The sequence below is a fragment of the Streptomyces abyssomicinicus genome, from assembly GCF_008974245.1.
Lineage (GTDB): Bacteria > Actinomycetota > Actinomycetes > Streptomycetales > Streptomycetaceae > Streptomyces > Streptomyces abyssomicinicus.
The window spans coordinates 532,137-557,564 of record NZ_BBZI01000009.1 but is presented as its reverse complement, the minus strand read 5'-3'; the positions used below and the strand labels follow the sequence as shown (position 1 = coordinate 557,564).

Genomic DNA, 25,428 nt, shown 5'->3' with positions numbered 1-25,428 from the left:
CGAAGAGCGCCGGTGCAGAGGGCCCCACGGCCCCGGTACGGCCGGTACGGCCGGTACGGCCGGTACGGCCGGTACGGCCCCAGTACGGAGGAGAGGACGTCGCGTGCGGCAGTGGTGGGGGAGGAAGAGCACCCCGGCGAAGGTGGAGACGTACACCAGGTGGTCGTTCCACGGCTTCGCCCTGACCGAGGCCGGCGCTGCGGTGCCGCTGGCGGCTCCCCTCGGGTTCCCCGACGCGGTGCCCGTGGTCCTGGTGGTCGTCGTCCACGCCGCCCTGTGCGCGGTGACCGCCTCGCGCGCCCTGGACTGGACGCGCGGCCTGCGTGAGCACCCGCGGCGTCTGACGTACACCCTCGGCGCGGTGACCGCCGTGGTGGCGGTGGGAGCGGTACTGCTGGCGGGCCGGACGGGCGCGGACCCCGTCCGGCAGACGGCCGGCGCGGTCTTCGCGATGGTGCTGGCCTTCGGCGGCGGCATCATGGTCCTCGGCGTCCGCAACCGGGCCCGGATCCCCGCCGCGGTGGCCGGCTTCGGGGTGGGGACGGGCGTGGTGACCGTGGCGGACGGCATGCCCGTCGCCTCCGCTCTCGTGGCCTCCCTCGCCGTCCTGCTCATCACCGGCTTCATGGCCTTCACCTCCGTCTTCACGGTCTGGCTGCTCGACGCCGTCTACGAGCTGGACGAGGCCCGGGAGAACCGGGCCCGGCTGGCGGTCGCCGAGGAGCGTCTGCGGTTCGGGCGGGACCTGCACGACGTGCTCGGGCGCAACCTCGCGGTGATCGCGCTGAAGAGCGAGCTGGCCGTGGAACTGGCACGGCGCGGACGGCCCGAGGCGGTGGACCAGATGACCGAGGTCGAACGGATCGCCCAGGAGTCGCAGCGCGAGGTGCGCGCGGTGGTGCGGGGCTACCGCCAGGCCGACCTCGGCGTCGAGATCGCCGGCGCCCGGGGCGTGCTGGAGGCCGCCGGGATCACCTGCGAGGTGTCCGTGGCCGCTCCCGAGCTGCCGGCCGAGACGCAGTCGGCGCTGGCCTGGGTGGTGCGGGAGGCGACGACCAACGTGCTGCGGCACGGGAACGCCCGGCGGTGCGTGGTGACCGTCGGCAGGAAGGACGGACGAGTGGTGCTGACCGTGGAGAACGACGGGGCGCGGGCCGCCGGCGGACCCGGCGGCTCGGGACTGGCCGGGCTGCGCGAACGGCTGGCGGCGGTGGGCGGGACGCTCACCGCGGGTCCGGCGGGCGACGCCGGTCCGGCGCGTGACGCGCGTGACGCGCGCGGTGCCGGTGCTGCCGGTGAAGCCGGTGCTGCCGGTGACGCGCGTGAAGCCGGTGACTTCGGTGACACGTTCCGGCTGGTCGCGGAGGTTCCGGCGTCCGCCGTCCGTTCGGAGCGGCGGGCCGTGCGGGAGGCCGCCTCGTGACCACCACCACGGTGCGGCTGCTGCTCGCCGACGACGAGCACCTGATCCGCGGCGCGCTGGCCGCGCTGCTCGCCCTGGAGGACGACCTGGTGGTGGTCGCCGAAGCCGCCACCGGACCCGAGGCGCTCGCCATGGCGCGGGCGCACCGGCCCGACGTGGCCGTGCTGGACCTGCAGATGCCGGGGCTCGACGGTGTGAAGGTCGCCACAGCGCTGCGGGCCGAGCTGCCCGGTTGCAGGGTGATGGTGGTGACCAGCCACGGGCAGCCCGGCCACCTCAAGCGGGCGCTGGCGGCGGGGGTGCGCGGGTTCGTGCCGAAGACGGTGAGCGCCCGGCGGCTGGCCGAGATCATCCGCACCGTGCACGCGGGGAACCGTTACGTCGACCCGGAGTTGGCGGCCGACGCGATCTCCGCGGGGGACTCCCCGCTGACCGCGCGGGAGGCCGAGGTGCTGGAGCTGGCCTCGGACGGGGCGCCGGTCGCGGAGATCGCGGAGCGGGCCGGGCTCTCCCAGGGCACCGTCCGGAACTACCTGTCCTCGGCCGTCTCCAAGCTGGGCGCCGAGAACCGTCATACGGCGGCGCGTACCGCTCGTGAACGAGGTTGGGTATAGTTGCTCTCGCGCCACGGCGCAAGGCGGACGTAGCTCAGTTGGTAGAGCGCAACCTTGCCAAGGTTGAGGTCGCGAGTTCGAGCCTCGTCGTCCGCTCCACGAAGGAAGCCCCCGGTCATCGACCGGGGGCTTCCTCGTGTCCGCCGTCAGCTCCAGCGGAGGCCGGTCAGGCGCTCGTAGGCCTCGACGTACTTGGCGCGGGTCGCGTCGACGATCTCCTGGGGGAGGGCCGGCGGCGGCTGCTCGCTCCGGCGGTCCCAGCCGGAGGCGTCCGAGGTCAGCCAGTCGCGGACGAACTGCTTGTCGTACGACGGCTGGGCGTGGCCCGGCTCCCAGACGTCGGACGGCCAGAAGCGCGAGGAGTCCGGGGTGAGGACCTCGTCGGCGATGATCAGGCGATCGCCGTCGAAGCCGAACTCGAACTTGGTGTCGGCCAGGATGATCCCGCGGTCGCGGGCCACGTCCCGGGCGCGTCCGTAGACGGCCAGGGTGGTCTGGCGCAGCTGCGCGGCGACGTCGGCGCCGACCTTGCGGGCGACCTCCTCGTAGGAGACGTTCTCGTCGTGCTCGCCGACCTCGGCCTTGGTGGCCGGGGTGAAGATCGGGGCGGGCAGTTCCGAGCCGTCCACCAGGCCCTCGGGGAGGGCGAGCCCGCAGACCGTGCGGGACTCCCGGTACTCGAGCAGGCCGGAACCGGTGAGGTAGCCGCGGGCCACGCACTCCACCGGAACCATCTCGAGGTTCTTGCAGACCAGGGTGCGGCCGGCCCAGTCCTCGGGAGCGCCCTCGGGCAGCTCGGTGTCCAGGACGTGGTTCGGCACCAGGTCGGCGAGCTGGTCGAACCACCACAGGGACAGCTGGGTGAGCACCCGGCCCTTGTCGGGGATCTCGGTGGGCAGCACCCAGTCGTAGGCGGAGATGCGGTCGCTGGCGACCATCACGAGGTCGCCCGCCTCGTTGCGGTACAGATCGCGCACCTTGCCGGTGTGCAGGTGTACCAGGCCCGGTACCTCGACCGGCTCGGGCTTTTCGACGAATCCGGACACGGTTCCTCCCCGTGGTTTGGTCCAATGCCTCGATTCTCCCGTACCGGGAGATCCGAGGCAGTCCGGGGGTACGCGGGTGCGGCGCGCGGGGCGGGGCGGAGTACGGGCGGGGCGGGGCGGGCGGGGTGCGGTGCGGTGCGGTGCGGAACCGTTCGGGGCGGTCCGTTCAGTCCCGCTTGCAGATGCGGTCCAGCAGGTTGGCGGTCGCCTTCTGGATCCGCGGGTCGACGTGGCCGGGCCGGTCCAGGGCGGGGGACCAGGCGAACGTCCCGGAGGCGAAGACCAGCGCGCCGGACGGCGCCCGGTACAGGGACGTCTCCTGGTGCCGCCGGACGCCCGCGGAGTCCCGGTAGGGCGAGTGGGCGAGCAGCACCCGCTCGTCGTGCCCGGGGAGCGGGGCGCGCGGGAAGTAGCGGTCCGCCTCCCCGGCCACCAGGCCGGGGATCTCCTCGCCCTCCGAGATGCCGGAGCCCTCCCACAGCCAGTGGCCCGCGTTGCGGACGGTCATCGGCCCGGGTTCGGGCACCTGGCCTCCGTACTGGATGCCGAGCACCTCCTGCTCGGCCCGGTCGATCTCCCGCCAGAGCACCGGCCGGCCCGGCCCCCGGCGCTTGCGGCAGGTCAGCATCCGGTCCGGCTCGCCGGAGGCGGACGGGCCCAGCTCGACCTGCCAGTACATGGTGTTGGCGGAGAGGAAGACCAGGGAGGTGCCCTGGTCGCGGGCGAGTTCCACGGCCCGGCGCATCGGTTTCGACCAGTACTCGTCGTGGCCGGGGAAGACCAGGCCCCGGTAGCGGCCCGGGTCGACGCGGCCGGCGTGCAGATCGCGGGCGTCGGCGTAGGCGAGGTCGTAGCCGTACCGCTCGGCCCAGCGGACGAAGTCGTAGGCGTGCCCGACGTGCAGGGGCATCCCGGACCCCGCGTAGGGGCGGTCGAAGGAGACCGTGGTGGCGGCGTCCGCCTCGCCGAGCAGCCCGCCGCCGGTGTCCCAGGCGTGGTAGAGGCTGGCACCGGTGCGGCCGTCCTCCGGGTACAGGTTGTACGCCTGCCAGGTGATGTCCGGCAGCAGGAGCAGCAGGTCGGCCGGGCGGCCGTCGCGGACCGTGAAGGGGACGTGCGAGCGGTGGCCGTCGGCGGTGGTGAGCACGGCGACGTACGCGCCGACCTGCCAGTCGGCCGGCACGGTCAGCCGCCAGGAGAGCCACCAGTGGTGGCAGGAGACCGTGCGGTCGGCGACCAGGGGCGGCGGCTGGACCAGCCCGGCCAGCCGGGGACTGCTGGTCACCTTGGCGGCGCCGTGGCCGTCGTAGTGGCCGATCCGGTAGACGTCGATGCCGAACTCCTGCGGCGGCTCGACGGTGATCCGGAAATCGATCGGCTCGCCGGGCGCGACGGCGCCGGGCGAGGCGAAGCCTTTGATCTGCCGGTGCACGTCGTCCGCGGGACGCGGGCCACCGGGCCGCGGGCCCGGCTCGTCCACGTACCAGGGCACCACGTTGCCGGTGTCGTCGAAGTACGTCTCGCCGCCGCGCAGCCACGGTAAGGGCCCCTGGCCGAACGGATCCGACACGCCGTGCGCGAGCGCCCCCGACTCCCAGCGGCGGATCCGCTCAGGCCCCATGTACAGCTCCCCTCCCTGGACTTCTCCCTGCACCCGGCTCGTGTCCCCGGGTCCTCCCCACAGCGCCGTTCCCCGCGGGCGCCATGTGTGCCGTCTCCCCCCGCCGGCGGTGTCCGGCGGGGGCCGCCCGGTCACACCAGCCGTACCGGCTTCTCCGTGCGTACGCCCAGGTCGCGCAGCCAGGCGCGCAGGGGCACGGGGTCCCCCTCCTCGACCAGGCTCAGCACCCGGGGACCCAGATCGGCGACGCGTTCGCCGCGCACCAGGAGGGCGGGGCCGTCCAGCCAGTCCAGCCCCGGGGCCGCGCCGGCCGTGTCGACGGCGGCGCAGCAGACCATGGCGGTGACGTGGTCGGCCAGCAGGTCCCGGCCGGAGCGCGGTGGCGGGGGCGGGAGCAGCGGGAGCCGCCCGTCGTCCCACCAGGTCGCCCCGGCGCCCGGTCCGCCTGCCCCGGCCGCCGCCGGGCCGTGGCTCCCCTCCCGCGCGGCGTGCGCCTCCTCGCGGGCCAGCTCGGCGGTGATCCCGGCGGCCAGCGCGGCGGCCCGCTCGTTGTCCCGCAGCGGATCGGCCGCACCGGTCCCGTGCGTCCCCTCCGTCCCGTGCGTCTCCTCGGTCCCGTACGTCCCCTCCGCCTGGGCGGCCTCGGTGGGCTCGGCGGCCTCGTCCGGTTCCGCGCCGGGCGGCGGCGTGGCCGCGGGGGCGGATGCCCCGGCATCGGGCGGCGCCGGGGTGCCGCCGGCGGTGGACGGTGCGCTGCCGGCGGTGGACGGGGCACTGTCGGGAGCCGTGGAAGCCGTATCGCCCGCGGAGGCGGACGGCTCGCCGGGGGCGGTGGTCGCGTCGTCCGGGGTCGCAGTGGCTGCTGCGGCGGCGCCCGGCGCCGGGGCGCTCTCGACAGCGGACGACGCCCGGCCGGGAACGGGGTTCGTCTCACCGGTGGGCGAATCGGTGTCCGCACCGGCGGACGCCGGAGCACCGTCGGCGGCCCTGGCGGCCCCGGCGGTGGACGGCCGCTCGCCGGAAGCCGTGGACGGCGTGCTGCCCGGAACCACCGCCGCGTCGCCGGCGGGCGGACCGGTGTCCGCGGCGGCAGGCACGGGGCCTTCGGCAGCCGCGGAGGGCGCCCGGCCGGGGGCGGAGGTGGCGTCGTCCGCGGGCGGAGGGGCGGGAAGCTCGGTGGCGTGGGCCAGGTGGTCCAGGACGCGGGCGAGACTGCGGTCCCCCGGGGCGCGGTGGGGGCCGAGGCTGTCCAGGACGCGGTGGAGGCGGTCCGCGTCGGTGCGCCAGGCGCGGTCCACCACTTCCTCCGGGTACTCCTGCCACTCCACCGGGGCCCACTGCCCGGCGGGGCCGGCGGGCGCGCCGTGGAAGAGGCGGGCCGCGAGCAGCGAGGTCGCCTCGTCGACCACCCCCGGCTCCTCCAGCAGGTCGCACGCCGGGCGCTCGCCGAGCCGGGAGGCGAAGCCCTCCGCCAGCCGGTCCCGGCGGGAGAGCTCGGTGAGCGCGGCGACCACGCCGACGTCCAGCCGGGCCGGCCACCGCCGCATCCGCCAGGCCGGCAGCGCCACCCGGGTCAGCAGCCGGTCCCAGCCCGCGTAGGCGAGCCCGACCTGCTCCTGGGCGACGACGCGCAGCCCGTGGTCCACAGCCTGTGCACGCTCGGCGGCCGCCGCGGCCACCCCGCGCTCCATCTCCGCGGCGTGCGGCGCGCAGCCGCGCAGCATCAGCCGCACCACGCGCGCCACCCCGCCGAGCGCCAGCCGGGCCGCCCCGCTCCGCCGGCCGTCCGCAGCCACGGCCATCGCCGCGTCGAGACCGCGCACGAACCGCCGGGCGGCGGCTATGTCCGGGTGCGCGGAAGGGCCGGTGCCGGCCACCACCGGCGCGAGCACCGCGCGCAGTTCGCCCACCCGCATCCACCACAGGAACGGTGAGCCGATCACCAGCACCGGGGCCGTGCGGTCACGCCGGTGCGGATCGGTCAGACGGCGCAGCACGGAGATCCGCCGGCCGGACCCGGCCTCGTGGGCCGGATGCGAGCGGTCCTCCAGCCAGCTGTCGCAGTCCGGGGTCAGCTCTATGGCGGACGGCGCGGGGACGCCCAGCCGGTCGGCGAGGTCCCGGACCAGCCGGTAGAGGTCGGGCGCGGAGCGCTCGGGGATCGGGACCGTCGGGCTGGTGGCCGGACGGGAGCGCGCGACCACCAGCGAGACCGCCGCCGCGGCGCACAGCACCAGCACGGCCAGGACGGCGGTCACCAGCCGCGACAGGTCCCAGAACGGCCCGGCCAGGCGCCCGGTGGCACCCCCCGCGACCAGCACCACGAGGACCGCGGCCGGCAGCAGCGCCGTGCCCAGCGCCCAGCCCCGGACGCGCAGTACGGCCAGCGCCCTGGCCCGTGGGCCCGGCGCGGCCTCCATGCCCGTACCGGTCACGACCGGACCTCACCCCCTCACGTGTCCGTCGCCTGTCAGTCGTCGGTCTGTGCTGCGCATGCCCCCACTGTGGCACCGGGCCAGGACATCGCAATGCCTGTGGGCCAAGTGCCGGAACGCTCGCGGGGCACACTAGTTGGGGTCCGGACCCCAGTCAGCCATACCGCCCATCGCTCACTCGATGGAATGGCTTTGGGGAAAGGTGGATGACGCAGCGCAAAGATCAGGCCCCGGATTCCGGCCCTCGATGGGCCCGGAGTCCGGGGCCTGTGCTCTGCGGTGGGGACGACGGGTCAGACGGGTCAGGCGTCCAGGGCCGCCTTCAGCGCGATGTCCGTGCGGTGGTGGGAGCCGTCCAGGTTGATCCGGGCGGCCGCCGTGTAGGCGCGGTCACGGGCCTCGGTGAGGTCGGAGCCGGTCGCGGTGACCGACAGGACCCGGCCACCGGCGCTGACCACGGCGTCGCCCTCCCGGCGGGTGCCGGCGTGCAGCACGTAGGCGTGCGGGGCGTCCTTCTCCGCGACCTCGTCCAGACCGGTGATGGGATCGCCGGTACGGGGCGTGCCGGGGTAGTTGTGCGAGGCGACGACCACGGTGACCGCCGCGTCGTCGCTCCAGCGCAGCGGCTCCAGGTCGCCCAGGTTCTCCGTGGCGGCGGCCATCAGGACACCGGCGAACGGGGTCCGCAGGCGGGCCAGGACCACCTGGGTCTCCGGGTCGCCGAAGCGGGCGTTGAACTCGATCACCCGCACACCGCGCGAGGTGATCGCCAGGCCTGCGTAGAGCAGGCCGGAGAACGGGGTGCCGCGACGGCGCATCTCGTCGACGGTGGGCTGCAGCACCGACGCCATGACCTCGTCGACCAGCGCCGGATCGGCCCAGGGCAGCGGCGAGTAGGCGCCCATGCCGCCGGTGTTGGGGCCCTGGTCGTCGTTGAGCGCGCGCTTGAAGTCCTGCGCGGGCTGGAGCGGGACCACGGTGGTGCCGTCGGTGATGGCGAAGAGGGAGACCTCGGGGCCGTCCAGGTACTCCTCGATCACCACGCGCTCGCAGCCGGCGGCGTGCGCCTTGGCGGCCGCCAGGTCGTCGGTGACGACGACGCCCTTGCCGGCGGCGAGACCGTCGTCCTTGACGACGTAGGGGGCGCCGAACGCGTCCAGCGCCTGGGCGACCTCCTCGGCGGTGGTGCACACGTAGGAGCGGGCGGTGGGCACGCCGGCGCCGGCCATCACGTCCTTGGCGAACGCCTTGGAGCCCTCCAGCCGCGCGGCCTCCGCGGACGGGCCGAAGACCGCGATGCCCACCGCGCGCACGGCGTCGGCGACGCCGGCCACCAGCGGGGCCTCCGGGCCGACGACCACCAGGTCGGCGTCCAGCTCCTGGGCGAGCGCGGCGACGGCGGGGCCGTCGGTGGCGTCGACCGCGCGCAGCTCCGCCACCTCGGCGATTCCTGCGTTGCCGGGGGCGCAGTGCAGCGCGGTGACGGCGGGATCGAGGGACAGGGAGCGGCACAGGGCGTGTTCGCGGGCACCGCTGCCGATGACGAGGACCTTCACGTGCTCAGCCTAACGGGCGAACCGGCCGCGCCTTGTAGGGCCCGCCCAGCATGGACGGCGGGCCGGCTCGTAGCTTCCTCCGAACCGGCCCGGGCCGTCACTCGTGGACGACCTCCTCGACCACCGTGGCGCCGAGCTCACGCACGATCAGCTCGTGGCCGGAGAGGGCCGACTCGTCCAGGTCGGGGTCGTCCGGGGCCGGCATGTCGTCCTCCGGCGCCACGATCCTCCGCGGCGCGGGAGCGGGCTCGGGCGCCTGCTGCCGCGGGGACGAGGACGGGCGGTCCTGCCGCGGGGCGGGCGCCGGGGACTGCTGCGCGGGGGACGCGGCGGAGGCGTGCTGGGGCGGCGCGGAAGCCTGATGGCCCGTGGCCCCGCCCCCGCCCGCACCGGCGCCACCGCCGAAACCGCCACCGGGTCCGCCGCCGAAACCGCCGCCCGGTCCGGCTCCGTGGCCGCCGCCCGGGCCTCCACCGCTGTGGCCCGCGCCGCCGTGACCACCACCGCCGTAACCGCCGCCCGCGGCCGGCGCCGCGGAGCCGCCGCTCGGGTCGACCACGGCGTCGATCCTCCACTGGACGTTGAACTCCTCGGCCAGCGCCGCCCGGAGCACGTCCTCGCTGCCGCTGCCGGAGAAGTTGTCCCGGGCTCCGGCGTTGACGAAGCCCACCTGGAGGGTGGTGCCGTCGAAGCCCGCCACGTGCGCGTTCTGGCTGAGCAGGATCCAGGTGAACCGGCGGCGGTTCTTCACCGCCTCGAGGATGTTGGGCCACAGGTTCCGCGGGTCGAGTCCGCCCGTCGGCGCGGTCTGCGCCGGTGGGGCGGCGGGGCCGCCGGAGGCCGCCGCGGCGGGAGCATGGGCGGGGCCCGGGGCCTGGGCCGGAGCCTGTGCGGGCGCGGACGGACGGGCCGCCGGGGCACCGCCCCCGGCCGCGGCCGCGGTGGGCCAGCCGCCGGGACGACGACCGCCGCCCGCCGGGGCGGCCGTGGGCCACGCGCCGGGCGCGGCGGAGGGCGCCGCCGCAGAAGCCGGGGCCGCGGGGGCCTGCTCCGGGGCGGGTGCCGGCACCGGCGGGGCGGCGGGCGAGGGCTGCGGGGAGACCGGCGAGGCCTGCGGCGCCGCGGCGGGTGCGGGGGCGGGTGCGGGTGCGGGAGGCGCCGCCGGGGCCGGGCCCGGTGCGGGGCCGCCACCGGCCTGCGGGCCGGCCCCGCCCGGCCGGACCGCCGCCCGGGCGGCGGCGGGACCGTGCGCGTCCGGCCCGGGGGCGTACCCCATGGCCGGTGCTCCCCCGCCGGCGGCGAAGCCGCCCCCGCGCTCTATCCGGTCCAGCCGCGCCATCAGCGACCGCTCGTCCCCGTACGCGGCCGGCAGCAGCACCCGGGCGCAGATCAGTTCGAGCTGCAGCCGCGGCGAGGCCGTGCCCCGCATCTCGGTGAGGCCCTCGTTGACGATGTCGGCCGCCCGGCTCAGCTCGGCCGGGCCGAACACCGATGCCTGGGCACCCATCCGCTCCAGCACATCGGCGGGGGCGTCGATCAGTCCCTTGTCCGCCGCGTCCGGCACCGCGGCCAGGATCACCAGGTCACGCAGCCGCTCCAGCAGGTCCGCGACGAAACGCCGCGGGTCGTTGCCGCCCTCGATGACCTGGTCGACCACCTCGAAGGCCGCCGCGCCGTCCCCGGTGGCGAAGGCCTCGACCACGGAGTCCAGCAGCGAACCGTCGGTGTAGCCGAGCAGCGAGGTGGCCATGGCGTACGTCACGCCGTCCTCGCCGGCGCCGGCGAGGAGCTGGTCCATCACCGACATCGAGTCACGCACCGAACCGGCGCCCGCGCGCACCACCAGCGGCAGCACGCCCTCCTCCACCGGGATCCGCTCGCGGCCGCAGACGTCGCCGAGGTACTCCCGCAGCGTGCCGGGCGGGACCAGCCGGAAGGGATAGTGGTGCGTCCGGGAGCGGATGGTGCCGATGACCTTCTCCGGCTCCGTGGTCGCGAAGATGAACTTGAGGTGCTCCGGAGGCTCCTCGACCACCTTCAGCAGGGCGTTGAAGCCCTGCGGGGTGACCATGTGCGCCTCGTCGATGATGTAGATCTTGTAGCGGCTCGACGCCGGGCCGAAGAACGCCTTCTCCCGCAGCTCACGGGCGTCGTCCACACCACCGTGCGAGGCGGCGTCGATCTCGATGACGTCGATGGAGCCCGGGCCGTTGCGCGCCAGGTCACGGCAGGACTGGCACTCGCCGCACGGGGTCGGCGTCGGGCCCTGCTCGCAGTTCAGGCAGCGGGCCAGGATGCGGGCGCTGGTCGTCTTGCCGCAGCCGCGCGGACCGCTGAACAGGTACGCGTGATTGACCCGGTTGTTCCGCAGCGCCTGCTGCAGCGGGTCGGTGACATGCTCCTGCCCGATGACCTCGGCGAAGGACTCGGGGCGGTAGCGGCGGTACAGCGCGAGAGACGACACGCATACGAGGTTATAGGCGAGCGCCGACATACCGGAGAGCCTGTGGACAGCCCCACAGAGACCCACAGCGGTCCACAGCGGTCCGGCGGGAAACCCGGGAACGCAAGCGCCCCCCACGCACCCGCCAGAGCCGACCTACCCTTGCTGCCTTCCGGCCCTGGGGGGTTTCAGTCAGATAGCGCCACGTGAGGGGCTCCGCACAGAGTACCTGATCCGACCGGGGAGAACGAGTTCGCGAGCACCCTTCGGAGTCATGTAATGTTCTTCCCGGAGGATTCGCCTAGAGGCCTAGGGCGCACGCTTGGAAAGCGTGTTGGGGGCAACCCCTCACGAGTTCGAATCTCGTATCCTCCGCAGCCGCCTGAACAGGCGAAACGAAGCGCCGGACCGTAATTCACGGTCCGGCGCTTCGGCGTGCCCTGGTCTCAATTCTGGTCTCATTCAGTTCAGGCATTCAACTCATTTCGCCCATCCCGCGCTCCTGGAGGAGCATCACCAGTCAAGGGCGGCAACGCCTTGCCCGGATAGATCCTCCCGCCGTGCAGGACGGTAGGGAGCATCGTGCACGATCGTCTGCGCCTGCTCGACACCGATCGGCACCGATCGACGACTGACGGTGCGCGAAGTGCGACCAGTACGAGCGGGCTCGCGTCCCCGGCGCCGGCTGAGCGCCCACTGGACAGCGCGAGCTGCCGACAGCCAGATGCGCCACTCGGGTGGGAAACGCAGTCCTGCCTTGAGATGGGGCCGGGCTGCCCGACACCATGCGGTGGTCGTCCCACTGTGAGTTCGGAGCGCCCATGCACTGTCGTGCCGCAGGAGTCGCCCTGACCTTGGCCGCAATGGCCGCCACCGTGGCAGCGACCCCGCCGCCCTCGACTCCGCCAGGTGTGAGTGACGCCGGCGTGTTCACCACCATGGCGGACCATGTCCACGTGTCGCGCACGTCCGGGCTGCCCGAGGCTTCGGCCCATGGCTGGTGGATGGGGAGGTCCGGCCACGCCGCAAAGCCCGGCGTAAGGGCTGTCGTAGCGGTCTGGCTCCAGGCCAAGAGCACACACGGCGGGTGGAAGCAGGTGGCGAAGGGCAGGAAGGCGGTGTTGTCAGGTGGTGGCAGCGGCAAGCGCGCAACGGCCAGAAAGGCATGCCGAGGAGCCGCCCGCACGGCATGGCGCAGCGTGATCGACGTTGATGTTCTCGGCGGAGCCGATTCATCACGGAAACTGACCACCGCGGCACAGAACCTCTCTTGTGGCGCGGGAATCTGAGGGCCGGGACCACCCCGGCCATGACCGGGCAGAGGCCCCGTCCGAAGAGTTGCTCGTGGCTCTGTACGGCCGGCACATGCCGCATCCCTGGCTGCCGGAACCGTCCGAAGATCTGTATTCGTTGGCGTTCAAACAAGCCGCGGCCTACGGCTGGTCGTTTCCCCTGAGCTCCGACCATGCACCCCCTGAAGGGCAGCGCTGGGCGCAGCACGAGGCCGGTGACGCCGCCCCCACCAATTCGGCAGGAACCAGCGAACTGGCCTGGCTCCAGGCATCGGCGCACTCGTTGCCCGGCCAGTCACTGCCCATCGTGCCCATGGCCGACGTCCTTCTGCGTGCCCTTGAGAGGCTCGGCGTCACCGTCCCGACCGGGCTCCTGGTTCTCGCCCCGCTGGGGAGCGGCGCATCGCACCCCGCCGGCCCCGGCTGCGGCACGCTTCTGCACGCGGACATCCTGGCCCTCGCGGATCCCAGCGCGGAGTCCGACCTCACCGTCAGTCTGGCTCTTCAGGACCCCGGCGCGGGCCCCGGCGCACTGTCGGCGATCAGGGAATGGGCACCGAGCGGGTCACAGGCCCTGCTCGGCGTGGCACCCCGGACAACCGGTGCCGGTCTCACACCGGCAGCCTGCTCGCGTGCCCGTACGTATGGGCTTGAGCCTGCCCTGACCTGCCGTATGCGCCTGACCGAGTGGTCCCTCGAAGCCGCTGCATGGCTCACCACTCATCTGGCCGAGTCCCTCCGCCCCGCAGATGTCGGAGAGCAGGTCTTGATCGAGGTGATCAAGGAGGCCGGTTGACAAGCCGCGGCCACTCGGAGCTGAGGAGCACACCAGAAACTCACCGGTACGGGGACGAGCACCCGGAGTATGGTGTCAAGTATGGCTACCAAGAAGGTGACCGTCACCATCCCCGAGGACCTCCTCGACGAGATCCGCAGCGAAGCATCGGAGCGGGGCCTGTCCGCCTACGTCGCCGAGGCCCTGCGGTTCAAGCGCGATCGCGACCGGCTGAGGGAATTGGCCGACTGGCTCCAGGAAGAGCACGGTCCCGTCACCGAGGACGAGCGCGCCGCCGCCCTTGCGGAGCTCGATGACCTCGACGCCGAGCACCTACGGCGCCACGGCGCCGGGCACCGGTCCGGAGAGGCCGCGTGAGCAAACTAAACAAGGCGAGCAAGCAGCAACAGCCACGCGTCTTCGTCCTGGACTCCGAGGCGCTGTCCTTGGCCGTGCGTGGCGATCGCAGGATGATCGCCTGGCTCGACCTCGCTGCCGGCGGAGAGGCAGAGGTGGTGACGTCGCCGTTGACGCTGGTCGAAGCCCATGACGGGCGCGTCACCGAACAGCGCTGGGACTGGGTCCTCTCCCGGCTCACCGTCGCCGACGTGGGCAAGGACGAGGCCCGCCAGGCACGCAGACTCCTCGCCGACGCCAAGCTGCACGGCCACAAGTACGCGATCGATGCGGTTCTCGCTGTCATCGCGCGGCAGCAGAAAGGGCAGGTCACCGTCTTCACCTCGGACACGGACGACTTGGAGCGGCTGGTCCCGGACACCATCGTCGTCAAGAAGGTCTGAGCAGGGGCCTTGGTCTCGCTTCTGGTCTCATTCGGCCCCGTCCGCGCCCGTCCGGACGAGGTCGCAGTGAAGTCTCCCCCGCAGGTCGGAACGCCCACGGCCTCCCCTGGACCATCGGACGAACACTTGGAAAGCGTGTTGGGGGCAACCCCTCACGAGTTCGAATCTCGTATCCTCCGCCAGTGCCTCACCGGGCACGATGTCGAAGGGCCCCGCTGCTTGCAGCGGGGCCCTTCGACGTGCCGCGGGGTGGTCAGGGCAGTGCCCTGAGCCGGCGCGGGCTCTCGCGCAGCAGCCGGTCGACGCCGGTGGCGGTGGCCTCGTCCGCGGGCAGGTAGACGAGCAACTGCTGGGCTTCGGCGGACAGTTCGAGCGTCTCGCGGGTGAACCGCAGCTCCTGCCCCGACGGGTGGTGGAGACGGAGGACACCGCGTGCGGGGACCAGGTGGCGGTTCAGGCGCCGGGTGAACTCCGCCCCGGCGAGGGGAGCGAGTTCCGCGCCGAACCACTCGGCGCTCTCGACGGACGGCCCGAACCACAGGTCGAAGGCCTGCTCGTCGGCGACGCCGTCCCAGTCGGCGAAGAAGGTCCTCGCGCGCGGGTCGGTAAAGACGTACCGGGTCAGGTTGGGCTCGTCGGCGTCCAGCAGTCCGCCGGCGCCCAGGACGGCCCGGTAGCCGGTGGTGTGGGCGAGGACGTCGCCCAGCCGGTTGGCCACCGCGGCGATCCCGGGTTCGAGCAGACGGAGCGTCTCCAGGACGGCCGGCCGGACCGTGCGGGCCGGTGGCGCGGGACGGGACCGGGCGGAGCACTCCCCTCCGGTGATCTTGGTGAGGTAGCGCAGGTGCTCACGCTCCGCCAGGTCGAGGCTGAGCGCGTCGGCCAGTGCGTGCACCACCGCGGGCGAGGGGTTGCGGTCACGCCCCTGCTCGAGCCGGGTGAGGTACTCGACGCTGATGCCGGCCCGCGCCGCCAGGTCCGAACGGCGCAGGCCGGGCGACCGCCGGCGCCCGTGGTCGGGCAGCCCCAGCGACTCCGGCTGGATGCTGTCGCGTTTGGCGCGGACGAAGTCCCCCAACGGTGTCCCCATGCCGAGGAGCCTAGGACGCGCAGCGCCGGCCGGGGAGTGCCGAAGGTGGCCCTGCAGGGGCCAGCCTGGGCACGGTCTGGCTCGGCCCCGGCGACGGGCCGATGGTGAGCGGCATGGAGAACACGCAGAAGCACAAGCTGGTGGTCGTCGTCGGAAGCGTCCGGGAGGGCCGGTTCGGTCCGGTCGTGGCCTCGTGGGTCGCCGAACAGGCCCGTGTCCACGGAGGTTTCGAGGTGGAGACCGTCGACCTGGCCGACGTCGACCTCCCCCTGGCGCTCCCCGCGGAGTCGCCGAGGTCCGCCGGGGCGTCCTACCCCCGCCCGGCCGGGATGGCGCCGCTGACCGCCGCCCTGGAGAGCGCGGACGCGTTCGTCGTCGTCACACCCGAGTACAACCACAGCTATCCCGCGTCGCTGAAGGCTGCCGTCGACTGGCACTTCACCCAGTGGACGGCCAAGCCCGTGGCCTTCGTCAGCTACGGAGGCGTGGCGGGTGGCCGGCACGCCGTCCAGCACCTGGAGAACGTGTTCGCCGAGCTGCACGCGGTGACCGTCCGCGACGGACTCGTCTTCCCCTCCTACTTCACGGCCTGGCGGGACGGCCGCCCGCTCGACCCCGAGACCCCCGGCCACGCCAGGACCATGCTCGACCAGCTCCGGTGGTGGGCGCACGCGCTGCGGTCGGCGCGCGACGCCGTTCCCTATCCGGCCTGAGACGCGGGAAGGGCCGCACGGCCCGTGGCGGGAGGCGGGAGGCGGAGGGCAGCGGGCAGCGGGCAGCGGGCAGCGGGCAGCGGGCGGAGCCGGCAGACGGAGGGCGGCAGGCGGCAGGCGGGTCGAGGGGCGGATGATCGGATCGGACCGCAGCGATCGGGTGCGGGAGGCGCGGCCCCTGCGAGGGTCGTAGGCGGAAGGAGGCCTCGTGATCTCGGCACTCAACAAGCTGGTCGACCTGGTCGAGGAGCACCTCGCGGACGAACTCGACGTCGACGCACTGGCCCGGCGGCTCGGCACCACCGGCTACCACCTGCGGCGGATGTTCTCGTCGCTGGCCGGAATGCCGCTGTCGGAGTACGTGCGGCGGCGCCGCATGACGGTCGCCGCGGCCGACGTCGTCCGGGGCGAGGGCGACCTGCTGGGCATCGCCGTCCGGCACGGGTACGGCTCGACCGAGGCGTTCGGCCGGGCGTTCCGGGCGGTGCACGGCGCAGCCCCCGGTGAGGTACGCCGCGACGGAGGCCCCCTTCGTACACAACCGCAGCTCAGGTTCCGCCTGACCGTCGAAGGGAGCACCCCCATGGACACCCGCCTCACCGACCGCCCCGCGTTCCGGCTGGTCGGCCACGCCGCCCGGGTCCCACTCATCCACCAGGGCGTCAACCCGCACATCCAGCGCCACATCGCCTCGCTGCCGATGGAGGAGCACGGCCGTCTGAAGGCCCTCTCCGCCACCGAGCCGGAGGGCCTGCTGCAGGTCACCGACGACGTCTCCCCCGACGCCGCGGAAGGCAGCGAGCTGACCTACCTGCACGGGGTCGCCGTCCCCGAGGGCACGGACGTCCCGGACGACCTCGACGTCATCGAGGTGCCGGGCGGCCGGTGGGTGGTCTTCCGCAGCTCCGGGCCGTATCCGCAGGCGCTCCAGGAGACCTGGGCGGCCACCGCGACCGACTGGTTCCCGTCCAACCCCTGGCGGCTGCGGCCGGGGCCCTCGATCGTCGCCGTCCTGGAGCGGGCGGACGACTTCTCCACCGCCACCTGTGAGCTGTGGATGCCGGTCGAGCCCGCCTGACGGACCGGCGGCGGCCGGGGGACCGGGCGGCCGAGGGACCGGGTGCCCGGGTGCCCGGGTGCCCGGGTGCCCGGGTGCCCGATGAGCTGGGCATCCTCTACAACCATCGGGTGAGGGCGCGTGTCGAACAGCCGGAACGCACCACACGCGCCCCCACAGACAGAGGAGCCCCTTTGCGCCCCACCCGCACCGCCGTCGCCGTGACAGTCGTCGCCGCGGCACTCACCGGCCCGTTGCTCGTCTCCGCCCCCGCCGCGGCGGCACCCGCCAAGCTGGCCGACGACTTCAACGGTGACGGTTACCGGGACCTGGTCCTGGCCGGCGGCTCCTACGGCCAGGACAGCCGGGTCACGGTCGTCTACGGCACCTCGACGGGCCCGGGCACCCGGGTCCAGACGATCCACCAGGCGTCGGCCGGCATCCCCGGCGCCGTGGAGGCGGGGGACGGCTGGGGCGACAGCGTCACCACCGCCGACCTCGACCGGGACGGCTACGCGGACCTGGTGGTCGCGTCGCCGGGCGAGAAGGTCGGCGATGTGGAGCTGGCCGGCGGCCTCACCGTCGTCTGGGGCGGCTCCGGCGGCCTCGGCTCCGGCACCGTCCTCCACTCGCCGATCGCCCCGGAGTACGCGAACTCCGGTGACTCCTTCGGCGAGCAGGTGGTGACCGGCGACTTCGACGGCGACGGTGACGCCGACCTGGCCGCGACCAGCAGCAGCACGGCGGGCGTCGTCCTGCTCAAGGGCCCGTTCACCCGGGCCGGCGGGCACGGCGGCTTCCAGTCGCTGGGCGGGAGCTACGGCTACTTGCACGCCTGGCGGCTGGCGGCCGGCGCGGTGAACTCCGACGGCGCCACCGACCTGTACGTCGTGGGCATGGACCTCACCGCCTCCGACATCAACCTGCGGGCCTTCTACCACCGCGGCGGCAGCGGCTTCGCCACCCGCGCGGCCTCGGTCGCGATCCCCGACGCCAGCCCGGAACACGGTCCCGGCCCCATCAGCGCCGCGATCGGCGACTTCGACAAGGACGGCTTCGGCGACCTGGCCGTCGGCCGGGGCGGCGAGACCAACGACGACAACGCCGGATACGTGGCCGTGCGGTACGGCGGCTCGAGCGGCCCGGACACCGCGCGCAAGCCGGTGAAGTTCACCCAGGACACGGCGGGCCTGCCGGGCGCCAGGGAGAGCGACGACCTGTTCGGCTACGCGGTGACGGCCGGGGACGTCAACGGCGACGGGTACGCCGACCTCGCGGTCGGAACCCCCGGGGAGGACCTGGCGGACAAGCGGGACGGCGGCGCGGTCACGGTGCTGCTCGGCCGGGCCGGCGGCCTCTCCGGCACCGGTGCGAAGGCGTACGACCAGAGCACCTCCGGCGTGGCGGGCTCGATCGAGACCGACGACAACTTCGGCGTCGACCTCAAGCTCACCGACTACACCCGCGACGGGCGCGCCGACCTGATGGTGGGCACGGACGACTGGGCGGGCGAGACCCTCGGCATGGCGCACCTGCTGAAGGGCTCCGCCACCGGCATCACCGGCACCGGCTCGAAGTCGTACACGGTGGGCTCCCTCGGCCTGTCCTACGGCGACCTCGGCACCCGGTTCTCCGCCTGACCGGCACCGCCCGTACCGTCCGAACCGCTCACCCCGCCCACACCGTCCACACCGCTCGCCCCGTGACCGGCGCCGTCCGCCGGTCACGGGACAGCCACAGGCCCGACGCCCCCGCGATCAGCAGGCCGAGCAGCATCGCCCGAGCCCCAGGGCGGGACCGGACGACCAGCGCACCGCGTCGCCACCGGCCGCCGGCGCCAGCGCGGCGGCCACCGCAGCGCCGGGCACCGAGAGGATCGCGGCACGGCTGCGGCGCAAGGTCGTCCTCGGCCAGGATGCCCAGCACGCCGACCCCGAGGGCCGACGCCCAGACGCCGCGCGCCTGGGCGTCGGCCCGGTTCATCTCCCACGGCACGAACCCGCCCCAGTAGCCGGGCAGGGACAGCAGACCGGCGCCGACGCCGGACCAGGAGGAGCCGAGCACCGCCGGCGCGGGCTCGGACCAGGCCGCAGCGGAAGCCGCACGACGCCCGGGAGGGTACGCGGCCGGCGGGCGTGCGGCAGCGCGGTGGCCACCGCCCACAGGGCGGCACGGTGACCACCACCCAGCCCGGGGAGTACAGGAAGCTGACGATCCCGCCGCCCCGGACCATCACCAGCGGGCGCCAGTTGAGCAGCGTCACCGCGCTCAGGCCCACCAGCGCCACCACCGTCGGCCACATCATGGTGCGCGCCTCCTCCCACCGCCGACAGCGGGCCGGCGCGAACAGGCCCGGTGCGGTGCCGAGCATCGCGGCGCCGGCCATGCCCTGGCCCAGCGGTTCGGGGACACCCAGGGCCCGAAGAGGGTGCCGGTGGCGTTCACGGCGACCAGCAGCAGCCCGTTGAGCAGGCTCACCACGGTCCGCGTCCGGCCGCGGCCGGTCCGCGCCCGACCCCCACTCCTACCTCCACCCCCGCTCGCGCCCCAACCCGCGCCCGCGCCCGCCCGACGGCACCATCCCGGCATTTGCGCACGGTCCCTTAAGGTGGCGGAGGCGGTTTTTACCTGCCCATTACACATACCACCCGGTACAAACCCGGACGAGCATGAGCGAAAGGGACTGCCGTGGGAATTCCACGTCTCAGCAGCACCCCCCTGCCAGGGATCGGAGTGCGGTACGACATGACGACGCGGGAGCACCGCTGCGTCTCGGTCGTGGCGCAGCGCGACGGCAGCCGCACCATCACCGCCTACCGCCAGGACGACCCGGACGCCGCCGAGATGTCGGTGCACCTCACCGCCGGTGAGTCGCAGGCGCTGGTCGACGCGCTGATGCCGGCCCACCACAGCCCCAGCCTGCTCTCCGCCAGCGACCTCGGCCTGGTCGCCGAGCGCATCGAACTCGCCGCCACCGCGCGCTGGAACGGCCGGCTGCTCGGCGACACGCAGATGCGTACGCGCACCGGGGCGTCGATCGTCGCGGTGATGCGCCGGGCCGAGGCGATCCCCTCGCCGACGCCGGACTTCCGTCTCGCGGGTGGCGACATCCTCATCGTGATCGGCACCCGCGAGGGCGTCGAGGCCGCCGCGACGATACTCGGACAGGAGTGATGTGGTGCATTCGACCGCGACGTTCCTGATCGAATTCGGCGCCATCATCCTCGGACTGGGCCTGCTCGGACGCTTCGCCGGGCGCTTCCAGTTCTCCCCGATCCCCCTCTACCTGCTGGCCGGACTCGCCTTCGGCGAGGGCGGGCTGCTGCCGCTGGGCGCCAGCGAGGAGTTCGTGGCGATCGGGGCCGAGATCGGCGTGATCCTGCTCCTGCTGATGCTGGGCCTGGAGTACACCGCCACCGACCTGGTCACCAACCTGAAGACGCAGTACCCGGCCGGTCTGGTCGACATGGTGCTCAACGCGCTGCCGGGCGCCGCGATGGCGCTCCTGCTGGGCTGGGGCCCGGTGGCGGCGGTGGTCCTGGCGGGCGTCACCTGGATCTCGTCCTCCGGCGTCATCGCCAAGGTGCTGAACGACCTCGGACGGGTGGGCAACCGGGAGACCCCGGTGATCCTGAGCATCCTGGTCCTCGAGGACCTCTCCATGGCGGTCTACCTGCCGATCATCACGGCCCTGCTGGCCGGCTCGGGCCTCGCGGCCGGCAGCGTGACGCTGGCGATCGCCCTGGGCGTCGCCGGGCTGGTGCTCTTCCTGGCGGTCCGGTTCGGCCGGCACATCTCCCGGTTCGTGTCGCACCAGGACCCGGAGAAGCTGCTGCTGGTGGTGCTGGGTCTGACCCTGCTGGTGGCGGGCGTCGCCCAGCAGCTCCAGGTGTCGGCGGCGGTCGGCGCGTTCCTGGTGGGCATCGCGCTGTCCGGCGAGGTCGCGGAGGGCGCGCACCATCTGCTGTCGCCGCTGCGGGACCTGTTCGCCGCCGTGTTCTTCGTCTTCTTCGGCCTGCACACCGACCCGGCCGAGATCCCGCCGGTGCTGCTGCCCGCGCTGGCGCTGGCCGTGGTCACCGCCCTCAGCAAGATCGCCACCGGCTACTGGGCTGCCCGGCGGGCCGGTGTCTCGGTCAACGGCCGGTGGCGCGCCGGCGGGACGCTGGTGGCGCGCGGCGAGTTCTCCATCGTGATCGCGGGGCTGGCGGTGACCTCCGGCATCGAGCCGCGACTGGGTCCGCTGGCCACGGCGTACGTGCTGATCCTGGTGATCGTCGGCCCGCTCACCGCGCGCTACACCCAGCCGGTGGCCCTGGCGCTGACCCGGGCGTCGGCCCGCCGTCGCGCGGCGGGCGCCAAGGCCGTGGCGCAGGGCGGCTCCGCGGAGGCGCCCGCGGCGGTACGGCTCGAGGCGGACCCCGTCGAGCGGTCCTGAGCGTCCCCCGCGGGGGCGGGGCGGGGGCCGGGGAGCGGGAAGTTCCGGCTCGCGGGATCATCGTCTGCATGGACGTCACCCTCCGCCTCGCCCAGGACCCCCCTGCCGACGAACTGCTCGGCCGCAGCCCGCTCGCCGCACTGGTCGGCATGCTGCTCGACCAGCAGGTGCCGATGGAGTGGGCGTTCAAGGGACCCCGCACCATCGCCGACCGGATGGGCGCGGAGGACCTGGACGCCCACGACATCGCCGCGTACGACCCCGAGGCGTTCGCGGCGCTGCTCTCGGAGAAGCCGGCCGTGCACCGCTACCCCGGCTCGATGGCCGGGCGCATCCAGCAGCTCTGCCAGTACCTGGCGGAGCACTACGACGGCGACGCCGAGGCGGTCTGGCGGGACGTCGCGGACGGCGGGGAACTGCTCAAGCGGCTGAAGGAGCTGCCGGGGTTCGGCGCCCAGAAGGCGCAGATCTTCCTGGCCCTGCTCGGCAAGCAGCTGGGGGTCGCTCCCCAGGGGTGGCGCGAGGCGGCCGGCTCGTACGGGGAGGAGGGCTCCTTCCGCTCGGTGGCGGACATCACGGGGCCGGAGTCCCTGGTGAAGGTGCGGGCCCACAAGCAGGAGATGAAGGCCGCGGCGAAGGCGGCGAAGGCCGCCAGGAACGCGTAGTGGCCGCCGCCCGGACCGCCACCGCGAGGTGGCCCCGCCGCAGGCCCGCCACCTTCGGGTGACCGCGCGGCCCCGTGACGGCGCAGCCCGGTGGCCGCGCCGCCCCGTGACCGCGCCGCCCCGTGTCCCGCAGCCGTGCCGTACGCGAGGGCGGCCCGGATGCGGGTGTTCGGGTCCCGGTGAGCGGTCCGCGCGGGTGCCGTCCCAGGGGCACCGGCGCCGCGCCGTCCTCCACGGGGCGGCGCGGGCCGGGAGGCCCGGTTCGTCGTCAGTGGCTGCGCCGAGGACACCACTCCCGGTAGGCTTTCCGTGTGATCTTCAAGCGCATCGGAAACGGCCGGCCGTACCCCGATCACGGCCGGGAAAGCACCCGGCAGTGGGCGGACGTCGCGCCGCGCCCGGTCCGCCTCGATCAGCTCGTGACGACCAAGGGGCAGCTCGACCTGGAGACCCTCCTCGCCGAGGACTCCACCTTCTACGGGGACCTCTTCGCGCACGTCGTGAAGTGGCGGGGCGACCTCTACCTGGAGGACGGCCTGCACCGCGCGGTCCGCGCCGCGCTCCAGCAGCGCCAGGTGCTGCACGCCCGCGTGCTCGAGATGGACTGATCGGCGGCACCCGTTGCCCCTTTCGGGTTGATTCCCGCCGGGATGATGATCGTCTTGTATGCATCACCGGCCGGGCGCACTACGCTGCGCTCATGAGCATGCTGACCCCACCCGGCATGGGCGGCCGGTACCGCGTCACGGGGAAGACCTACCCCCGCATGCGACGGCCCAGGAAGCGCGGCAGGATCGTCGCGCTGACCGCGCTCCCCGTCGCCCTGCTCGGTGTGCTCGGCTGGGGCACGCTGCAGCTCATCGACGTCTTCACCGGCGGCGACGAGGCGTCGGCGGCCGGCTCGAGCGCGGAGTGCGCCACCCGCCCGAGCCCCTCGCCCACCCCCGCCAAGGCATATCCCCGGCCCGACGGCATCACCGTCAACGTGCTCAACGCCACCACTCGCGGGGGTCTGGCCAAGAAGACCGCCGACGAGCTGAAGAAGCGCGGCTTCCGGATCGGCGAGGTGGGCAACGCGCCCGCGGAGTACGACAAGAAGGTGAAGGGCGCCGGGCTGTTGATGGGCGCGCCGGACACCGCCGACACCGTGCTGCCGGTGCTGGGCACTCAGCTCGCCGGAGCCGAGGTCAGGCCGGACGCCGCGCGGCGGCCGGACGGGAAGGCGAAGACCCCGGTGGTCGACCTGATCATCGGCGACGCCTTCAAGGACCTCGCCACGCCCGTCGACGCCGACAAGGCGCTCACCGCCCTGACCGCGCCGGCGCCGGACCCGAAGGCCACCAGGAAGGGCTGCTGAGCCCGCACGCGCACCGCGGGCCCGCAGGCACCGCAGGCCCGCCCGCAGGCCCGCCCGCGGGTCCGAACGCCGGAGCGCGCACAGCGCGACCCGCCCCCCGGGGCACGCCCGGAAACGACCTCGCCCTCCGGGGCGGCCCCGGCTCAGGCCAGGTCCGCGCCGGAGGGCGAGGTCGCCCCACCCGCCGAGCGGGCGGCCGTCACTCCGCCGAGCCGTACATGCGGTCGCCCGCGTCGCCCAGGCCGGGCACGATGTAGCCGTTCTCGTTGAGCCGCTCGTCGATCGAGGCGGTGACCACGGTGACCGGCACGTCCGCCAGCTCGCGCTCCATGACCTCCACGCCCTCCGGCGCGGCCAGCAGCACCACGGCCGTCACGTCGTCGGCGCCGCGCTCGATCAGCTCGCGGATGGCCGCGACCAGCGTGCCACCGGTGGCCAGCATCGGGTCCAGGACGTACACCTGACGCCCGGACAGGTCCTCCGGCATGCGGGTGGCGTAGGTGGACGCGGTCAGCGTCTCCTCGTTGCGCACCATGCCCAGGAAGCCCACCTCGGCGGTCGGCAGCAGGCGGACCATGCCGTCCAGCATGCCCAGGCCGGCCCGGAGGATCGGCACCACCAGCGGGCGCGGGTGGGACAGCCGGGTGCCGGTGGTGGTGGCCACCGGGGTCTCGATCTCGACCTGCTCGGTACGTACGTCACGGGTGGCCTCGTAGGCCAGCAGGGTGACGAGCTCGTCGGCGAGCCGACGGAAGGTCGCGGAATCGGTGCGCCGGTCGCGCAGGGTCGAGAGCTTGTGGGCGACCAGCGGGTGGTCGACGACGTGGAGACGCATTGCTCCACAGTAACCGGGCCCGGAAGCACGGTTCACCAGGCCGTCCGGTCCCCGCCGGCGCCCCGTCGCGGCATCCGGGCGGCATCGAATCCGTCGTCCGAGGGAAGGTGGAAGGAACACGGACAGACCGGACCGGGGTGGTGATGCTGTGCCCGACCGCCGCAGTTCCCGAGAGCAGGCGGCACGACGGCAGCCGTCCGGTGGACAGGCGCGGAAGCCACAGGTGGAGGAGCCTCCGCCGCCGCCTCCGCTCACGTCCGCCACCACGCGCCGCCGGAGCGCCGAGCCGCCTCCCCCGCCACGCCCGGCCAGGCCGCCGGAGACGGACGAGGAGCGGCGCCGCCGCCGGGCCCAGTTCCTGCGCGACCTGGCCGAGGCCCGGGAGCTGCGCGACCGCGTACAGCCCCGCCGCGCCAAGGCGGCGCGCCTGCGCCACGCCATGCGCATGCGCACCTTCCGCTGGTAGGAGCACCACGACGCGCCGTGCGCGGGAAGGGCTCCGGGGCCGGTCACGATCAAAAGAGCCAGACACAGGGAGTCGAAGACATCCCCTGCGAGCGAGGTTTCTGCCACGATTCCGAGTGGGCGGGAACCTCGGACACCTCGGTCCCCCGCCCGTGACCCCGCCGGGGGGAACCCCAACCGGCACACCTATGACCAGTGGGAGAGTCACGGTGTACTTCGCCGCACTGCTCGCGCGCACCGAAGACGGGTGGGAAGCGAGCGACACGGAGATCGACGATGTGGAGACCCTGGCGGACCTGGCCGATCTGGCCCGCGAAGCCTCGCCCGACGACGACACGGTTCTGGTGCTGATCGAGCAGGAGGACGCCTGGTTCGGCGTGGTGCGCGTGGACGGCGAGGACGACCCTCGCATCTACGTGTCCAACGCCGCGGCCGCCCGCCGCAGCTCGTACGGCGAGATCCTGCTCACCGACGATGTGCTCGGCCGCGAGCCGGAGGAGGACGACACCACCGACCTGGACGCGCTCGACCTGGACGGCACCGAGGACGGGGAGCCGCAGGACCTGCTCGACGATTCCGACGACGACGACGGCGTGGCCGGCGCCGGCGGCCCGGTGCCGCACGGACCGGTCGGCGACGGGGAGGTCCTCGAGGACCTCGGCGTCAGCGAGAAGGAGCTCCGCTCCCTGGAGCCGAACGACGCGCTGAACACCATCGCCGAGGCGGTCGGCGCCTCCGAGGTCCTGGAGACGGTCCGCTAACGTCCCCGTGTGACCACCGACCCCACCGCCCCGCGCCCCCTC

General features: G+C 73.9%; 24 protein-coding genes, 2 tRNA genes and 1 other RNA gene. 18 read left to right on the top strand and 9 right to left on the bottom strand.

Translation table 11 applies throughout. The features are described from left to right. The first annotated feature begins 103 nt into the window (after positions 1-103). The 3 genes from GBN72_RS22855 (at position 104) to GBN72_RS22845 (ending at position 2,136) form a co-directional block, all read left to right on the top strand. Positions 104-1,423, top strand: a complete 1,320-nt coding sequence (locus tag GBN72_RS22855; protein ID WP_151773718.1) for a sensor histidine kinase — start codon at positions 104-106, stop codon at positions 1,421-1,423. Next, positions 1,420-2,037: a response regulator transcription factor gene (locus tag GBN72_RS22850; RefSeq protein WP_151773717.1), complete on the top strand. Its 618-nt coding sequence runs from the start codon at positions 1,420-1,422 to the stop codon at positions 2,035-2,037. The genes GBN72_RS22855 and GBN72_RS22850 overlap by 4 nt, the downstream gene beginning before the upstream one ends. Positions 2,038-2,060: 23 nt before the next feature. Next, a tRNA-Gly gene (locus GBN72_RS22845) sits at positions 2,061-2,136 on the top strand. Positions 2,137-2,183: 47 nt separating this feature from the next. Here the strand turns inward: GBN72_RS22845 and GBN72_RS22840 are convergent. From GBN72_RS22840 to ffs, 6 genes are all read right to left on the bottom strand, one after another. Beyond that, positions 2,184-3,083, bottom strand: a complete 900-nt coding sequence (locus GBN72_RS22840; RefSeq protein ID WP_151773716.1) for a phosphoribosylaminoimidazolesuccinocarboxamide synthase — start codon at positions 3,081-3,083, stop codon at positions 2,184-2,186. Between the two features lie 166 nt (positions 3,084-3,249). Next, positions 3,250-4,704, bottom strand: a complete 1,455-nt coding sequence (locus GBN72_RS22835) for a N,N-dimethylformamidase beta subunit family domain-containing protein (protein ID WP_151773715.1) — start codon at positions 4,702-4,704, stop codon at positions 3,250-3,252. A gap of 131 nt (positions 4,705-4,835) precedes the next feature. Continuing rightward, positions 4,836-7,139 carry a hypothetical protein gene (locus GBN72_RS22830; RefSeq protein ID WP_439959797.1) on the bottom strand — a complete coding sequence of 768 codons (2,304 nt, stop codon included), beginning with the start codon at positions 7,137-7,139 and terminating at the stop codon, positions 4,836-4,838. A gap of 302 nt (positions 7,140-7,441) precedes the next feature. Further along, positions 7,442-8,695: a phosphoribosylamine--glycine ligase gene (gene purD / locus GBN72_RS22825; protein ID WP_151773714.1), complete on the bottom strand. Its 1,254-nt coding sequence runs from the start codon at positions 8,693-8,695 to the stop codon at positions 7,442-7,444. 97 nt (positions 8,696-8,792) lie between these two features. Then, on the bottom strand, positions 8,793-11,159 hold the full coding sequence (locus tag GBN72_RS22820; protein ID WP_151773713.1) for a DNA polymerase III subunit gamma and tau: 2,367 nt from the start codon (positions 11,157-11,159) through the stop codon (positions 8,793-8,795). 99 nt (positions 11,160-11,258) lie between these two features. Continuing rightward, an RNA gene (ffs, locus tag GBN72_RS22815) (signal recognition particle sRNA small type) lies at positions 11,259-11,357 on the bottom strand. A 71-nt stretch (positions 11,358-11,428) separates the two neighbouring features. Between ffs and GBN72_RS22810 the strand changes: the two genes are divergently transcribed. The 5 genes from GBN72_RS22810 to GBN72_RS22790 all read left to right on the top strand — a co-directional run bounded on the left by GBN72_RS22810 (position 11,429) and on the right by GBN72_RS22790 (position 14,005). Further along, positions 11,429-11,513: transfer RNA gene (locus tag GBN72_RS22810), tRNA-Ser, on the top strand. Positions 11,514-12,064: 551 nt separating this feature from the next. Continuing rightward, positions 12,065-12,427 (top strand): hypothetical protein, encoded by a 363-nt coding sequence (locus GBN72_RS22805; RefSeq protein ID WP_151773712.1) that lies wholly within the window; start codon positions 12,065-12,067, stop codon positions 12,425-12,427. A gap of 55 nt (positions 12,428-12,482) precedes the next feature. Further along, positions 12,483-13,226, top strand: coding sequence for a hypothetical protein (locus tag GBN72_RS22800; protein WP_151773711.1), 744 nt, complete (start codon positions 12,483-12,485; stop codon positions 13,224-13,226). 81 nt (positions 13,227-13,307) lie between these two features. Further along, positions 13,308-13,583: a ribbon-helix-helix domain-containing protein gene (locus GBN72_RS22795; RefSeq protein WP_151773710.1), complete on the top strand. Its 276-nt coding sequence runs from the start codon at positions 13,308-13,310 to the stop codon at positions 13,581-13,583. Beyond that, positions 13,580-14,005 carry a type II toxin-antitoxin system VapC family toxin gene (locus tag GBN72_RS22790; RefSeq protein WP_151773709.1) on the top strand — a complete coding sequence of 142 codons (426 nt, stop codon included), beginning with the start codon at positions 13,580-13,582 and terminating at the stop codon, positions 14,003-14,005. The genes GBN72_RS22795 and GBN72_RS22790 overlap by 4 nt, the downstream gene beginning before the upstream one ends. A 253-nt stretch (positions 14,006-14,258) precedes the next feature. On the opposite strand, the gene GBN72_RS22785 is transcribed toward GBN72_RS22790, so the two are convergent. After that, positions 14,259-15,095, bottom strand: a complete 837-nt coding sequence (locus GBN72_RS22785) for a helix-turn-helix domain-containing protein (RefSeq protein WP_151773708.1) — start codon at positions 15,093-15,095, stop codon at positions 14,259-14,261. A 113-nt stretch (positions 15,096-15,208) separates the two neighbouring features. Between GBN72_RS22785 and GBN72_RS22780 the strand changes: the two genes are divergently transcribed. The 3 genes from GBN72_RS22780 (at position 15,209) to GBN72_RS22770 (ending at position 18,505) form a co-directional block, all read left to right on the top strand. Next, the gene (locus tag GBN72_RS22780; RefSeq protein ID WP_151773707.1) at positions 15,209-15,808 is read left to right on the top strand and encodes an NADPH-dependent FMN reductase; all 600 of its coding nucleotides are present in this window, start codon (positions 15,209-15,211) and stop codon (positions 15,806-15,808) included. Between the two features lie 208 nt (positions 15,809-16,016). Further along, the gene (locus tag GBN72_RS22775; protein WP_151773706.1) at positions 16,017-16,886 is read left to right on the top strand and encodes an AraC family transcriptional regulator; all 870 of its coding nucleotides are present in this window, start codon (positions 16,017-16,019) and stop codon (positions 16,884-16,886) included. A 173-nt stretch (positions 16,887-17,059) separates the two neighbouring features. Continuing rightward, the gene (locus tag GBN72_RS22770) at positions 17,060-18,505 is read left to right on the top strand and encodes an FG-GAP and VCBS repeat-containing protein (protein ID WP_151773705.1); all 1,446 of its coding nucleotides are present in this window, start codon (positions 17,060-17,062) and stop codon (positions 18,503-18,505) included. 28 nt (positions 18,506-18,533) lie between these two features. Here GBN72_RS22770 and GBN72_RS22765 read toward each other — a convergent pair whose 3' ends face one another. Further along, positions 18,534-18,929 carry a hypothetical protein gene (locus GBN72_RS22765; protein ID WP_151773704.1) on the bottom strand — a complete coding sequence of 132 codons (396 nt, stop codon included), beginning with the start codon at positions 18,927-18,929 and terminating at the stop codon, positions 18,534-18,536. A gap of 624 nt (positions 18,930-19,553) precedes the next feature. Between GBN72_RS22765 and GBN72_RS22760 the strand changes: the two genes are divergently transcribed. The 5 genes from GBN72_RS22760 to GBN72_RS22740 all read left to right on the top strand — a co-directional run bounded on the left by GBN72_RS22760 (position 19,554) and on the right by GBN72_RS22740 (position 23,325). Further along, positions 19,554-20,039 carry a cation:proton antiporter regulatory subunit gene (locus GBN72_RS22760; RefSeq protein WP_501207495.1) on the top strand — a complete coding sequence of 162 codons (486 nt, stop codon included), beginning with the start codon at positions 19,554-19,556 and terminating at the stop codon, positions 20,037-20,039. Positions 20,040-20,043: 4 nt separating this feature from the next. Continuing rightward, complete coding sequence (locus GBN72_RS22755) at positions 20,044-21,303, top strand: cation:proton antiporter (protein ID WP_151773702.1); 1,260 nt, start codon at positions 20,044-20,046, stop codon at positions 21,301-21,303. 68 nt (positions 21,304-21,371) lie between these two features. Then, a complete protein-coding gene (locus tag GBN72_RS22750) occupies positions 21,372-21,968 on the top strand; it encodes an HhH-GPD-type base excision DNA repair protein (RefSeq protein ID WP_151773701.1) in 597 nt (198 codons plus the stop codon). A 311-nt stretch (positions 21,969-22,279) separates the two neighbouring features. Next, entirely contained in the window at positions 22,280-22,576 is a 297-nt protein-coding gene (locus GBN72_RS22745; protein ID WP_009067182.1) for a type II toxin-antitoxin system VapB family antitoxin, read from the top strand. Between the two features lie 116 nt (positions 22,577-22,692). Then, positions 22,693-23,325 carry a LytR C-terminal domain-containing protein gene (locus GBN72_RS22740; RefSeq protein WP_151773810.1) on the top strand — a complete coding sequence of 211 codons (633 nt, stop codon included), beginning with the start codon at positions 22,693-22,695 and terminating at the stop codon, positions 23,323-23,325. A 199-nt stretch (positions 23,326-23,524) separates the two neighbouring features. On the opposite strand, the gene upp is transcribed toward GBN72_RS22740, so the two are convergent. Then, positions 23,525-24,160, bottom strand: coding sequence for a uracil phosphoribosyltransferase (gene upp / locus GBN72_RS22735; protein WP_151773700.1), 636 nt, complete (start codon positions 24,158-24,160; stop codon positions 23,525-23,527). Between the two features lie 223 nt (positions 24,161-24,383). Here upp and GBN72_RS34255 point away from each other — a divergent pair, with 223 nt between their 5' ends. Together GBN72_RS34255 and GBN72_RS22730 are read left to right on the top strand one after the other, a co-directional pair. Then, positions 24,384-24,626: a hypothetical protein gene (locus tag GBN72_RS34255; protein ID WP_218956869.1), complete on the top strand. Its 243-nt coding sequence runs from the start codon at positions 24,384-24,386 to the stop codon at positions 24,624-24,626. Between the two features lie 208 nt (positions 24,627-24,834). Next, positions 24,835-25,386, top strand: coding sequence for a tRNA adenosine deaminase-associated protein (locus GBN72_RS22730; RefSeq protein WP_151773809.1), 552 nt, complete (start codon positions 24,835-24,837; stop codon positions 25,384-25,386). Positions 25,387-25,428: the final 42 nt, after the last annotated feature.

Excerpts from the sequence above, each read along its gene's own strand:
- GBN72_RS22785 (WP_151773708.1), bottom strand. The coding sequence starts at position 15,095 with ATGGGGACACCGTTGGGGGACTTCGTCCGCGCCAAACGCGACAGCATC.
- GBN72_RS22795 (WP_151773710.1), top strand. The coding sequence starts at position 13,308 with ATGGCTACCAAGAAGGTGACCGTCACCATCCCCGAGGACCTCCTCGAC.
- upp (WP_151773700.1), bottom strand. The coding sequence starts at position 24,160 with ATGCGTCTCCACGTCGTCGACCACCCGCTGGTCGCCCACAAGCTCTCG.
- GBN72_RS22835 (WP_151773715.1), bottom strand. The coding sequence starts at position 4,704 with ATGGGGCCTGAGCGGATCCGCCGCTGGGAGTCGGGGGCGCTCGCGCAC.
- GBN72_RS22740 (WP_151773810.1), top strand. The coding sequence starts at position 22,693 with ATGGGCGGCCGGTACCGCGTCACGGGGAAGACCTACCCCCGCATGCGA.
- GBN72_RS22750 (WP_151773701.1), top strand. The coding sequence starts at position 21,372 with ATGGACGTCACCCTCCGCCTCGCCCAGGACCCCCCTGCCGACGAACTG.
- GBN72_RS22780 (WP_151773707.1), top strand. The coding sequence starts at position 15,209 with ATGGAGAACACGCAGAAGCACAAGCTGGTGGTCGTCGTCGGAAGCGTC.